Source organism: Microbispora sp. H10949 (assembly GCF_014161435.1).
GTDB lineage: Bacteria > Actinomycetota > Actinomycetes > Streptosporangiales > Streptosporangiaceae > Microbispora > Microbispora triticiradicis.
This window is the reverse complement of record NZ_JABBWZ010000021.1, coordinates 24,333-36,672: the sequence shown is the minus strand read 5'-3', so window position 1 is coordinate 36,672 and position 12,340 is coordinate 24,333. Positions and strand designations below refer to the sequence as shown.

Below are 12,340 nucleotides of genomic sequence, written 5' to 3'. Positions count from 1 at the left end.
AGACCCCCGGAGGTACGGCGTGGCACCCCCAGCCAGGCTCCACGACTACCGCGTGCTCGTGAAAGTCCTGCGGCCCGGCTCCGCCGCTCATCGGGCGCGAACCGTCGTCCGTCAGGTCCTCCAGGCCGCGGGCGTCGACGACGAGGGAGTGAGCGACGCGGAAAGCGCGGTGGCGGAGCTGGCGGCCAACGCCGAAACCCACGCGCGCCGGCCGTACGAGCTGCGCATCGTCACGGTGGACGGTCTACCGGCCTGGTGTGAAGTCGTCGACGGCGACGAGGACCTGGCCGACATCCCGAGGATCCTGCGCGAGTTGCGCACCTCGGACCCGTTCACCCTCTGGCTGAGGGAGAGCGGCCGAGGCCTTCTTATGGTCCACCGGCTCTCGGCCGGGCGGTGCGGCGCCTACCGCACGAGGACGTACGCCACCGGCATCCCAGGCAAGGCGGTCGCCTTCGCCCTGCCCATGAAGACCAGTCCACCTTCTGGTTCCCCCGTGCCGGAAGGCGGACTCCCCCAGGAGGCGGGCACCGCCACCAGCGCTCTCGTGCCGGTGCCCGCCTCCATCTGACCCGTCTCTCAGAGGACCTCTATGAGCACAGACGAACGCCCGATCGGACATGCCGTGGTCGTGGCTTCCGGCGGGCTGGATTCCACCACGCTGGCCTACTGGCTCCGGGCGAAAGGCACCGCCCAGCTCACCCTTCTCGGCGTCGACTACGGGCAGCGCCACCGCGTCGAGCTGTCCTACCTGGTCGGTACGGCCAAGGCGCTCGGTGCCGCCTACGTCCAGCTCGATTTGCCCGGCCTGGCCACTTTGATGGCGGGGTCTGCGCTGACCGACGCCCGTATTTCGGTGCCGCACGGCCACTACACGGACCTGTCCATGCGTGCCACGGTCGTGCCGAACCGCAACGCACTGTTCCTGGACCTCGCCGTCGCGCTCGCCGCGACCGCGAAGGCCGATGCCGTGGTGTTCGGGGCGCACGCGGGCGACCATCCGATCTATCCCGACTGCCGGCCCGGCTTCGTCCAGGCCTACCGGCAGATGTCGGCGAAGGCCACCGAGGGCTTCGTGGCGGACGGCTTTCAGATCATGGCGCCGTTCATCGCGATGACCAAGGCGGAGATCGTACGCCTCGGCGCGGACCTCGGGGTGCCCTTCGCTTACACCTGGTCGTGCTACCTGGGCGGGCGGCGACACTGCGGGCGTTGCGGCACCTGTGTCGAGCGCAAGGAAGCCTTCGCCCTGGCCCGCATCACCGATCCGACCGACTACGACGATCCCTCGCCGGTGGCGCCATGCATGTGATCGCCAAGAGGTTCCACTTCAGTGCCAGCCACCGCCTGGACCTCCTGCCGGAGGGTCACCCGTGCCGGCGGCTGCACGGCCACAACTACACGGTGGAGATCCAGCTCGCCGCTGACGAACTCGACAACGTCGGCTTCGTCGCGGACTTCGGCGAGCTCGACGCCGTACGGGACTTCCTAAGGGACTCCTACGACCATCGGCATCTCAACGACGTACTCGACGTGCCGCCGACCTCCGAGCGGCTCGCCCAGGTGATCCACGCATGGTGCGGCACCAACCTGCGCGTCGCGCCTCTCCTGTACGCGGTCAGGGTCGCTGAGACCGACTCGACGTGGGCCGAATATCGCGGAGGCGCGACATGAACCTCCTCGTCAGCGAGATCTTCGGCCCTACCTTTCAGGGCGAGGGGCCGTCGATCGGCCAGCAGGCCACGTTCCTGCGCCTGAGCAGGTGCAATCTGACCTGCACATGGTGTGACACCCCGGAGACGTGGGACACGAGCCGCTTCGATCTGGCGAGCATGACGCGTCGCATGGCCGAGTCCGAAGTGCTGCACGAGCTGCTGGCCGTTCCCGCCCCGCTGGTCGTCATCACCGGCGGCGAGCCGTTGCTGCAGCAGGACCGGCTCGTCTGGCTCGCCGACATGCTCCGTGCCAAGCAGCGACGGGTCGAGATCGAGACGAACGGCACGGTTGTGCCGATGCCCGGGCTACTCGCCGCGGTCAAGCACTGGAACGTCTCGCCCAAGCTGGCCTCCTCGGGTGTGCCGTACGACAAGCGGGTCAACCCGGAAGCTCTTCGAGTGCTCAACGGCTCACACCGAGCGGTCTTCAAGTTCGTCGCCGAGAGCCCCTCGGACCTGGAGGAGGTCGCCGGTTTGGAGGCCGAGTACGGCCTCGCGCCGATCTGGGTGATGCCGCAGGCGACGACGCCGGCCGCGGTGACGACGGTCATGAGGGAGATCGCGAACGAGACGCTGGCGCGGGGCTGGAACCTGAGCACCCGCCTGCACATCCTGCTGGAGGGCACCGATGTCCGCTGATCACGGGCCTGAGCGGGGCCGTCGTTCCGCGTTTCTCGGGCCGCGCGTGCTGGAGTGCAAGCCCTTGACTGACGGAGAATCGGGGATCGTTCCTGCCGCTCAGGTGACCCCCAGCGTACTCCCGCAGAGCCATTCACTGATGCCGTTTCTCGGCGAAAGACATCTGGCCGCCGCCCTTCGACAGTGCGGGCGGCGGCGTTCCTCCACCGGTGGCGACGGCATGACCTGGGCGGACTATCGGCGAACCGCCGCCGTCCGCATCCCTCGCCTGGCTCGGGCGCTGCGCGAGGGGACGTGGCTGCCGGGGCCGCTGCGCGTCAACCCGATCCCCACCTACTGCGGCAAGCAACTGCCTTGCGTGATTCCCACTGTGGAGGACCGGTTGGTGCACCGTGCGATGCGCAATGCCGTCGAGCCGGTCCTGGAAGCGCACGTCTTCGCCGACTGGGTGTCCGGCTACCGCCCGGGCCGTAACCGCCTGACCGCGCTCCGGCAGTCAATGGCCTTCGTCGAGCAGGGCTTCACCTGGGTCGCGGATGTGGACGTCGCGCACGTCTCACAGGGGTCCGACCCCGAGCAGGTGACGGGTTGGCTGGCCGCGCATGTCCACGACGGTGCGTTCCTGGACCGGTTCCGGACCGCGCTGGCCGGCTTGCCCTCCCCGCTGGCGCCCGGCACGGGTGTGTCCCCCCTCCTGATCAACCTGCGGCTGTCCCGCGCCGATCGGCTGCTTCCGGAGCTGCGCCTCGTCCGGTTCGCCGACAACTACTGCGCTTTCACGGCGAGCCGTACGGAGGCCGAAAGAGCGATGGAGCGCGTCGTGGACGCCCTCGATGCGATCGGGATGACCGCCAACGCGGCGAAGAGCCGCGTTCGCGAGAACGCGTGTGTCGAGGACCTCTTCCTCATCGCCGGATAACCCGAAAGGAGGAGAACCGTGGACGTCACCTGGATCCTCGTTCCCGGCGGAACCTGCCGGTACGGCGACGATGGCCGCCCGGTCGGGATTGCGCCTCTGTACTGGAGCGCCACTCCGGTCGCCGGAGACAGTGGCCATCCGCTGACGGGGCTGAACCGTGAAGAGGCCGCCGCTGCGGCGCGCGCCTTCGGTGGACGCCTGCCGAAGTCGGCGGAGTGGGAGTGGATGGCGGCCGGGCCGGACCGCCGGCTGTACCCCTGGGGCGACCAACCATGGCGGCCTGAGCTGGCCAACCTGCGAGAATCGAAGCTCGCGCAGCCTGGTCCCGTCGGCGCTCACCCTGCGGGTGCCACTCCACTCGGCCTGCTGGACGTGGCGGGCAACGTGTGGGAATGGACCGCTTCGACGATCATGGGCGGCGGGGCCATCATCCGTGGCGGCTCCTTCGCCTCACCGCCCCTCTACGCCCAGTGCACCTTCCTCAACGCCGCCCCGACCGAGCTGCGGTCGCGGGGAATCGGCTTCCGGGTGGTGCGTGAAGCGTGAACCTCGTCATCCTCGGCTGCTCCCGCCGCAAGCGGAACACGGCCGTCCCTGTACCCGCGCTCGACCTCTACGAGGGCGGCTGCGTCCCTCAACTGCGCCGACGCGTCGGGCACATTCCCGAGTTGCGCCACCAGGTCCGCATCCTGTCCGCGGAACACGGCCTCATCGATGCCGACCGGCCACTACTGCCCTATGACCGGGTCCTGACCCCGGCTCGCGCTGTCGAGCTGCGCTCCCTCATCGCCGCAGTGCTCGCCAAGGAGTTCGAGTTGTACGGCATGCCGGCCGAGGCTCTGGTGATCGCTGAACCGCTCTACCAGAGCGTGGTACGCGATCACCTGCTGGGCGTCTCGCTCCATCTTTTCGACAACCCACGCGACTGGGTGTCGGCCTCGGCCGTTCTCGACTCCTGGGGGTGGCCGTGACCGAGTCTCTCCGCGCTTTGCTGCAATGCCAGGGCAACGACCATCGCCGACTGACCCACCGTTTCGAGGCCGAGAACGGGCACGGGTGGCACGAGCCCGGAGCCGCCCCCGTGAACTCGGACGTGTCGGTGGTGATTCCGGCGTTCAACGTCGACCACTGTCTGCGTGCCGTCCTCGACGCCCTGGCTGCGCAGACGCTCACGCCCGAGGTCGTCGTGGTCGACGATGCCAGCACCGACGGCACCGCCGACATCGCCCGATCCCATCCGGTCGTCGACCGGCTCATCCGGCTTCCCGCGCGGCTGGGTGCCGCAACGGCACGCAACGTCGGTACGGCCGCCGCCAGCGGAAGCACGATCGTCTTTCTCGACGCCGACATGGTCATCCCACCCCACGTGATTGCGGACATCGCGGCCAGAGCCACCAGCGACGCGGTGCTCATCGGCTTCCGGCACAACATCGCGCACGGCGCCGAGCTCCCCCCGGCTCCGGACATTCACGCCGACCATCGCGTCACCTGGCGACCTCCCGTGGACACGCCGCTGATGTATTCGAGAATCGTCCTCGACCAGCCTCTCGACGGCCGTCCACTGGACGACACTCGGGACCTGGTCGATCTCGGTTACGGGCGGACGTACTACGACTGGGACCTGCCCCGGATGGTCGTCACGGCGCTGCTCGCCGTACCCCGGTCGGCGCTCATCGACGTCGGCGGGTTCGACCCGGAGTTCGGCCGGCTCGGGTGGGGCATGGAGGACACCCATCTCGGCGCGAAACTCATCGCCGCCGGCCTGCTCGTCGTCCCGCTGCGGCAGGCCGTCGGCTTCCACCTCGACCCGCCCGATGCTGCCGCCGCTTGGCAGGCCAAGCTCGCCACCTGGCCCTCGACGCTGCGTCACTATCGCCGCCTTCTGGAAGCACCGATGCCACGCGACGTGGCCGCTTCCTTCACCGCCACCGCACACCGCCAGCTCTCCCGATGCGAGGTATACCGATGATGCGAACCTTCCGCGTTGCCGAAAGGAAAGGAGCGACGCTGGCCCACGACCCGGCTACCGGCCTCACCCACCGGGCGGGCCGTGACCTGCCGACCGGACGTCTGGCATTGGACGCCCGCGAGGTCGGCCAGTGGCCGGTCGTCCATCCCGCCGCCTGTGGCGGGTCAACCCCTGTCAGCGTCTGCTGGTCCCCCGTCGTCCGCTGCAACCTGCACTGCCCGCACTGCCTGGACGACAAGAACGTCAGCGAACTCGGCACGGCCGAACGGCGCAGGATAGCCGGGCTCATCGGCGAAAGCGACATCCTCGGCGTGGACATCTCCGGTGGCGAGCCGCTCCTGCTGGGCGACCTCGCCGACCTGGCTGGCGAGCTGACCTCGGCAGGATGCGTCGTCAGCGTCACCACCAACGGCTGGCATCTGCGGCGGCGCGCCGCGGAGCTCGCGGACCACGTCGACGCCGTGAAGGTCAGTCTGGACGGCCCGACCGGGCTCGTCCACGACGCCTGGCGCGGCAAGGACTCCTACAACCGGGCCGTCGACGGCATCAAGGAGGCTGTGGACAGGGGCCTGACCGTGCAGATCCAATCCGTGCTCATGGCCTCCAACCGCACCCTCGCCCAAGACCTGGTACGGCTCGCGCAGCGCCTCGGAGCCAACGGCGTCACCTTCCTCCAGATGCTGCCGATCGGCGAGGCCGTACGGCTCGGCGGACAGGAAATGCTGAGCGACAGCGAAGCACGCGCGATCGTCGAAGATCTGGAGGTGCCCGACGACCTATCGGTCCGAGTGCGCACTCGGGACGGCGCGGGCGGGTTCACCGTCATCCGGGCCGACGGGCAGGTGTGGCGCAACGACCGGCCCGCGGAGCGCATCGAGACGCTGCATGCCCTCCGTACCCCGGCCGACCTCGCATTGACCGGCCCGGACGGTTCCGCATGAACCCCACTGCCTCCAGGCGACGTATCTTCGAGCAGAGGCGCCTGTGGCGGATGACGTCAGGCTCCTACCGAAGCGCCACCCGCCTGCTGGCCGAGGCCGCGCTGGAACGCCTCGGCTCTGTTCCTCAGGTCATCGGGATCGGCAACGGCGGGCGGGCCCCCGCGCTCGCGATCGCTATGCAACTGGACGCCTCAGTCAGCATGATCACGGCCAGGCACAATCCTGACGACACTGTCGGCCTGCCCGCCACCAGTGAGGTCTCCTGTGATCTCGGTACGCTCTCCTCTCAGATGCCGCTACAGGGGCCGATCCTGCTCGTGGACGACATCTGCGGCAGCGCCGGCACGCTGAGCACGGTCATCGCGGCCCTACAGGTGCCGGAAAACACGATCTGCACAGCCACCTTGTGCCGTAACGCCGGGGCGCCGGAGGGCTTGCCCGACCTCTACGTCTGGGACGTCGCCGACTGGGTCGTTTTCCCCTGGGAGCGGCTGCCTCACGGACGCGCCTTCACCTCGTTGCCCCCGCCGAAGGAGGTGCGGACAGCGTGATCGCATTCGTGCTGGCCTCGTACGCCCCCGACACCCCGGCCGGGATCGAACGGGCCACTGCCGCCCTGGCGGCCGGCCTCCGGCTGCGCGGCCACGACACCCTCATCATCTCGGCAGCGACCGAAGCCGAGGCCATCGTCCGGCTGGAAAGCCTGCGGGTGACCTTCCCTATGGACGACCGAGCGCTGCGCCGTGCAATCGAGACGTCCTCCGTCTCCGACGAGATCGCCGAGATCCTCGACCGGCATCGGGCTGACGTCGTCGTCTACACCGACGCACTGTGGGGACTCGGACGGGCGATGGCCAATCACCCAGCTCGGAAGGTGCTGGCCGTACACGTCGTGGGGCACGACGAGGATCTCCGTCCGGCGCTGTCGAGCGCGGACACCGTCATCGCTCCCTCGGTCACCGTGCTCCGGGAGGCCGCGCGGCACGATTACGAGACCTCGGCGTGGCAGGTCGTGCCCAACTGCCTGCTGTACGACGAGGGCGCGTGGCTCGACCAGCACCGGCGCGAACGGGTCCGGGCACACGGCCCGGTCCGCGTCCTGGCCCGGTCGGCCCCCGAGAAGGGCGTGGCCGAACTCCTTGACCATCTCCCGGAACTGGACCGGCGAGTGGAAGTGCTGCTGGCCCGCGCCCCGTTCGAGCAGCCCGACGGCCAGAACGAGGAGGTGCTCCACCGCTGCCTCAGCGTCGACGCTCCGTTCCTACAGGTCCGGCGGGGCGGACTGGCATGGCGGCACGTGCCCTCGTGGCTGGCCCAGGCCGCGGTGGTCATCGTGCCGTCGCTCGCCGAGACCTTCGGCCTGGTAGCGCTGGAGGCGATGAACGTCGGCACCCCGGTCGTTGCCTACGACATCGGCAACCTGCCCGAGCTCATCGGCAACGGCGGCGTCATCGTCAAGCGAGATGAGGGTCCGTACGGACTATGGCAAGCCGCCATGACGATCACACAAGATCCGATAACCTACCTGCGCACGTCACGGGCTGCGTACTACCGATCGCGGGACTTCCGGCCCACCACTGTCGCTGACATATTTCTGAAGGCGGTCCGGTGATGGAAGTCCCTCTGCTGCTGGTCGACGGCCACAACCTGGTCTGGCGGGCGACCTTCGGCTTCCCCGCTCCGATTTACTCCCGAGACAAGGTGCGCGAGCTCACCGGCATCTTCGGGTTCTTCGCCCTGCTGCGCGTGGCCATCCGCGACGAGCTGTCTCAACCGCCGGAGGTCGTGGTCGTCTTCGACGGCGAGTACGGCTCGGCTTTGCGGAAGGACGCCGACTCGGCGTACAAGGCGAATCGGCCGGCCGGCGAGGCCGCGCTCAAGCCGATCCTGGCCCTGCCCGACGTCAAACGCGGCCTCGACGCGTACGGCATCGACTGGCTGGAGATCGACGACGCCGAAGCCGACGACGTCATCGCCACCCTCGTCCACCACGCTCCCTGCAGGCAACGGCTGATCATGTCCGGCGACAGGGACTTCTACCAGCTCCTCACCGACGACGTACACGTCCTCAACACCGCCATGCACCCCGGCAAACGTCACATCGGTCCCGCCCACGTCATCGAGCGGTACGGCGTGACGCCCGCCCAGTGGCCATGCTTCCGGGCCCTGTGCGGCGACCCATCCGACAACATCCCCGGCGTACACGGGATCGGCCCGACGACCGCCGCCCGGCTCCTGACCGACGGCCTCGCGCTGGAGGACCTGCCGTCCTCAGGACGACTGAACGGCGCCAAGGGCCGACGAATCAGGGACTCTTTCGACCAGGTCCTGGCATGGCGCGCACTGATCCGCACCCGGACCGACCTCGCCCTATCGTACGAGTCGAGCGGAAGGCCGAGCCCGCAGCTACCCAAGCCGGCGGAGGTTGTCGAGAAGCTGGGGCTGTGGTGAGCCCGGGGTCGATGCTCGCAGTCATGGCCCACCCGGACGACGCCGAACTGTGGGCTGGTGGCACGCTCGCGCTGCACGCGGCCGCTGGGGCGAAGGTCACCGTCGCTGTACGAGCCCACGATCCGGTCCGGGACGCGGAGGCCTCCGCCGGAGCATCCGTGCTGGGTGTGGCGCTTCGCCTGCTTTCCGAGATGAGCCCGGACGCAGTCGCCGCGCTGCTCACCGACCTACGCCCCGAAGTTGTGATCATCCATGCGCTCCGGGACGTCCACCCCGACCACCGGCAGGCGGGCCTGGCCGTGCTCGACGCCCTGCCACACGTGGTGATCGCGACAGGTCACCCGCAGCGGTTGTACGCGTGCGAGTCTTACAACGGCCTCACCCTCGACGGCCCGACGACCCCGCACACAATCGTCGACATCAGCGCGACCTTCAGTCGGAAGATGCGTGCCCTCACCGTCCATCGATCCCAGCCCATCGCTGAGCATTTCGGGCCCATGGCCGAGACCCTCGCCCGCCTGCACGGCGCGCGGATCGGTGCCGCGTACGGCGAGGTATTCACCCCCGTCCCCGTGCTCGGGCGGATTCCCGCAGCCCATTTCCTGTGACTTCCCCGGAGGGCCATCATGGCGCTCGATTTCTACCAGTACAGCCGACTCACCGCCGAGGCCCAGGCGCGTCTCGCGAGCGAGATGATCGCCGCCGGCCGGCTCGGTTCGATCGGCGGGGTCTATGTGCCTCTACTCGAGACTGCCGTGGCCATGCGCACCGGGCGCGCGCATGCGATCGCGATGTCCAGCGCCACGGCGGCGTTGGAAGTGAACCTGCGAGCCCTTGGCATAGGTGCGGGCAGCGAGGTCGTCGTTCCCGCCCTCGGCTGGGTCTCGGTCGGCACGGCGGTGACCGCCACCGGCGCCGCCGTACGCGTCGCCTCGGTGGGCGAGTACCTGACCCCGTCGTGGGACCAGGTAGCAAGCGTGCTGTCGCCCGCCACGGCAGCCGTCATCATCGCCCATCTGCGCGGCATGGCCGCGGCCGGCATCGCCCGGATCGCGGCCGAGCTGCGCGAGCGCGGTATTCCCCTCATCGAGGACTGCGCGCAGGCATGGGGCGTGCCGGCGGCCGGCTCCCACGGCACGGCCGCGTTCTTCTCCACCCAGGCATACAAGCTCATCGCCACTGGTGAGGGCGGCATCGTGGTCTGTGACGATCCTGCCCTCACCGCGGGCATCCGCGCTCTGTCCGGAGACACCCGGGTGCGGACGCCGGAGCCGGTGTGGCGCGGCAACACCCGGATGCCGGAGATCACCGCAGTATTGGCGATTCCGCAATTGGAGCGTCTAGACACGTTGGTGGAAGGACTGCGCGCGGTGCAACGCCCTGCCGCTGAACTGCTCGGCAAAGTGGGGGCGGTCCTTCCCATCGAGGGAAGCAACGGAAGCCATGTCGGGGTGTGGTGCGACACCCCCGACGCTGCCGCCGCCTTGTCCGCCCGGCTCGACGCCCTCGGCCTCCGCAACTGGCATCCAAGGTCAGGTGATCTGCATATCTGTGACGCATGGCCCGTACAAGGCGGCTCCTCGCCGGACTGGGGCAGGTACCTCGACATCCAGATCCCCTATCTGGAAGGCGACGACCAGCGAGCATTCCTCGACCTTCTTCGACAGGCGTTGGCGGAGGGCTCGGCGTGAGCATCCGTTGCGCCATCGTGGGCTGCGGTCTGGTGGCCATGGAATACGCGCAGACGCTCAGCGCGAGCAGCCTCGTGGACCTGGTGTCCTGCTCCGATATCGACATCGAGCGCGCCCGAGCCTTCGCCATACGGCATGCGATCCGCGCTGTCGCAACGGTCGATGAGCTGGACGCCGAGCTGGTCGTCGTGCTGACCCCGCCGGCGCAGCACATCGAGGTCGCCTCGACCGCCATACGGGCAGGAATGTCGGTCTACATCGAGAAGCCCCTCGCCCTGTCGTCGAGCGACGCCGCGGCGCTGCTGGCCTTGGCCGCAGATCACGGAGCCTTGGTTGGGGCCGCCCCGGACACCTTCCTCGCCCCGCCCGTCCAGTCCGCCGCCGAGGCGCTGACGGCCGGCCTTATCGGCGAACCGGTCGCCGCCGCGGCAGCCCTGCTGTCCCCCGGGCCGGAGCGCTGGCACCCCCACCCGGAGCCGATCTACGACCTCGGCCCGTTGCTCGACATGGGCCCGTACTACCTGACCGCCCTGATTCACCTGCTTGGCCCTGTCGCCTCGGTACGCGGAGCCAGCACTGTGACACGCCCGCTCCGCACCAAGGTCTCCGGAGACACGTTCACCTCGACCGTCCCGACCCATGTGGACGCCCTCTTGCAGACCTGCGGTGAAGTCCCGATCACCGTGACCACGAGCTTCGACGTCCAGGGGACGACCCGCCCCCACCTGGAGATCTACGGGACCGGCGGCACCCTCGTCCTGCCCGACCCCAACTTCCATCAGGGAGTCGTACGGCTCCGCTGTCGCAGCGAGACGACCTGGAACTTCCTGGCCCCTGCCTTTCCCCGCGTCGATGTGGTCGGTCGTGGCATGGGCCTCCTCGATCTCGCCGACGCCCTGAACAACGGAGGCCCAGCCCAGGCGACGGGGGACCTTGCTCTGCACGTCCTCCAGGTCATCGAGGCGATCGCGCGGGCCGCTGCCACCGGCACCTACCAGGTCATATCGAATGCCGCCGACACTCCGCTGCCGGCGAAGGGACCTGCCCGATGACCGACAGAGCACGGTGCAGGGCGTACCCCGACATCCAGACAGCATGGAAACGGCTGGCGGCCTACCTCGGCGAACGCTTCGATCCCGCGCTCACCGATTTCGAGTGCCTGCGCCGGTTTCTCGACCAGGAATGGGCACTCCTGCACCCGCACTTCTACGAGCGCAGCATCGGCTACCTATATGACCTGACCTGGTTCCACTACATGGACGCAAAGGACGGCTTCTTCCGTACACTGCTGGAATTCTCCAACGAGCACAGGCTCAACCGCATCGCCGACATCGGCTGCGGCGTCGCCCTCGACGCCCAGGCACTGCTACAGGCGGGATACGACGTCCACGCTTACGACCTGGACAATCCTTGCCGGGCCTACGCTCGATGGCGGTTCGACCAGGACCTCGGAGAGAGCGGCCGGGTGCGCTGTTTGAGCGAGCTGGGCGCCCATCACTACCAGCTCGTCTATGCGGTCGACGTCCTCGGTCATGCCGACGAACCCGAAGCCCTCGCGGCGCTGCTCTTCGAGGCTGGAGACTACGTGGCGATCAGCCTGCTCCCCCACGACTCCCGCCACCGCTTCGGGCCCACCGACCTGCACCCCCAACTCGATCACCGACGCATCCTCCCCGTCTTGCAAGCCCACGGAGAACTCGTCCGAGTAGCCGCTGCAGACGAGTCCGTCGTCACCATCTGGCGAGCAATTATGAGAATCGGTCAGGAGCAATAACCTAGCAAGCGTGAAGAGAGTTTCCCGAACTACGACTACCGCCACTTCAAGTTTGCGCAGGTCCTCTAAGAGAAGAGTTCCCTGGACTCGACCAGGACTGAGGTCCCGTAGGCTGGCCAGCAATGCTGGCGCACAACTCAGTCAGGCGGCGCGTCGCAACGGCTCGATGGAGCCGAGCAGGAGGGCTGCTGGGCCTTGGCCTGACATCAACGCAACGGTGCTGCTCGTCGCGCCTTGGCTG

Annotated in this window: 16 protein-coding genes; all 16 read left to right on the top strand. The window is 68.6% G+C overall.

What is annotated here, in order from left to right; all coding sequences use genetic code 11:
- Positions 1–19 precede the first annotated feature (19 nt).
- Genes HHX40_RS34660 through HHX40_RS34585 form a run of 16 tightly spaced genes read left to right on the top strand, consistent with a single transcriptional unit; the run spans position 20 to position 12,099 of the window.
- Positions 20–571 carry an ATP-binding protein gene (locus HHX40_RS34660; protein ID WP_182883928.1) on the top strand — a complete coding sequence of 184 codons (552 nt, stop codon included), beginning with the start codon at positions 20–22 and terminating at the stop codon, positions 569–571.
- Positions 572–592: 21 nt separating this feature from the next.
- Entirely contained in the window at positions 593–1,312 is a 720-nt protein-coding gene (gene queC / locus HHX40_RS34655) for a 7-cyano-7-deazaguanine synthase QueC (protein WP_182883927.1), read from the top strand.
- On the top strand, positions 1,303–1,674 hold the full coding sequence (queD, locus tag HHX40_RS34650) for a 6-carboxytetrahydropterin synthase QueD (RefSeq protein WP_182883926.1): 372 nt from the start codon (positions 1,303–1,305) through the stop codon (positions 1,672–1,674). The genes queC and queD overlap by 10 nt, the downstream gene beginning before the upstream one ends.
- Entirely contained in the window at positions 1,671–2,354 is a 684-nt protein-coding gene (locus HHX40_RS34645) for a 7-carboxy-7-deazaguanine synthase QueE (RefSeq protein ID WP_182883925.1), read from the top strand. Before queD ends, HHX40_RS34645 begins: the two co-directional genes overlap by 4 nt.
- Entirely contained in the window at positions 2,344–3,273 is a 930-nt protein-coding gene (locus tag HHX40_RS34640) for a reverse transcriptase domain-containing protein (RefSeq protein ID WP_259404168.1), read from the top strand. The genes HHX40_RS34645 and HHX40_RS34640 overlap by 11 nt, the downstream gene beginning before the upstream one ends.
- 18 nt (positions 3,274–3,291) lie before the next feature.
- Positions 3,292–3,819: a formylglycine-generating enzyme family protein gene (locus HHX40_RS34635; protein WP_182883924.1), complete on the top strand. Its 528-nt coding sequence runs from the start codon at positions 3,292–3,294 to the stop codon at positions 3,817–3,819.
- Positions 3,816–4,244 (top strand): DUF6884 domain-containing protein, encoded by a 429-nt coding sequence (locus tag HHX40_RS34630; protein ID WP_182883923.1) that lies wholly within the window; start codon positions 3,816–3,818, stop codon positions 4,242–4,244. The genes HHX40_RS34635 and HHX40_RS34630 overlap by 4 nt, the downstream gene beginning before the upstream one ends.
- Positions 4,241–5,242 carry a glycosyltransferase family 2 protein gene (locus HHX40_RS34625; RefSeq protein ID WP_182883922.1) on the top strand — a complete coding sequence of 334 codons (1,002 nt, stop codon included), beginning with the start codon at positions 4,241–4,243 and terminating at the stop codon, positions 5,240–5,242. The genes HHX40_RS34630 and HHX40_RS34625 overlap by 4 nt, the downstream gene beginning before the upstream one ends.
- Complete coding sequence (locus HHX40_RS34620; protein ID WP_182883921.1) at positions 5,239–6,183, top strand: radical SAM protein; 945 nt, start codon at positions 5,239–5,241, stop codon at positions 6,181–6,183. The genes HHX40_RS34625 and HHX40_RS34620 overlap by 4 nt, the downstream gene beginning before the upstream one ends.
- Entirely contained in the window at positions 6,180–6,734 is a 555-nt protein-coding gene (locus HHX40_RS34615; protein WP_182883920.1) for a phosphoribosyltransferase, read from the top strand. The genes HHX40_RS34620 and HHX40_RS34615 overlap by 4 nt, the downstream gene beginning before the upstream one ends.
- On the top strand, positions 6,731–7,795 hold the full coding sequence (locus HHX40_RS34610) for a glycosyltransferase family 4 protein (protein WP_182883919.1): 1,065 nt from the start codon (positions 6,731–6,733) through the stop codon (positions 7,793–7,795). Before HHX40_RS34615 ends, HHX40_RS34610 begins: the two co-directional genes overlap by 4 nt.
- Positions 7,795–8,634, top strand: coding sequence for a 5'-3' exonuclease (locus HHX40_RS34605; RefSeq protein ID WP_182883918.1), 840 nt, complete (start codon positions 7,795–7,797; stop codon positions 8,632–8,634). The genes HHX40_RS34610 and HHX40_RS34605 overlap by 1 nt, the downstream gene beginning before the upstream one ends.
- A gap of 23 nt (positions 8,635–8,657) precedes the next feature.
- On the top strand, positions 8,658–9,242 hold the full coding sequence (locus tag HHX40_RS34600; RefSeq protein ID WP_259404167.1) for a PIG-L deacetylase family protein: 585 nt from the start codon (positions 8,658–8,660) through the stop codon (positions 9,240–9,242).
- Positions 9,243–9,260: 18 nt separating this feature from the next.
- Positions 9,261–10,325, top strand: a complete 1,065-nt coding sequence (locus tag HHX40_RS34595; protein ID WP_182883916.1) for an aminotransferase class I/II-fold pyridoxal phosphate-dependent enzyme — start codon at positions 9,261–9,263, stop codon at positions 10,323–10,325.
- Complete coding sequence (locus HHX40_RS34590; RefSeq protein ID WP_310738408.1) at positions 10,322–11,377, top strand: Gfo/Idh/MocA family oxidoreductase; 1,056 nt, start codon at positions 10,322–10,324, stop codon at positions 11,375–11,377. The genes HHX40_RS34595 and HHX40_RS34590 overlap by 4 nt, the downstream gene beginning before the upstream one ends.
- Positions 11,374–12,099, top strand: coding sequence for a class I SAM-dependent methyltransferase (locus HHX40_RS34585; protein WP_182883914.1), 726 nt, complete (start codon positions 11,374–11,376; stop codon positions 12,097–12,099). The genes HHX40_RS34590 and HHX40_RS34585 overlap by 4 nt, the downstream gene beginning before the upstream one ends.
- Positions 12,100–12,340 lie beyond the last annotated feature (241 nt).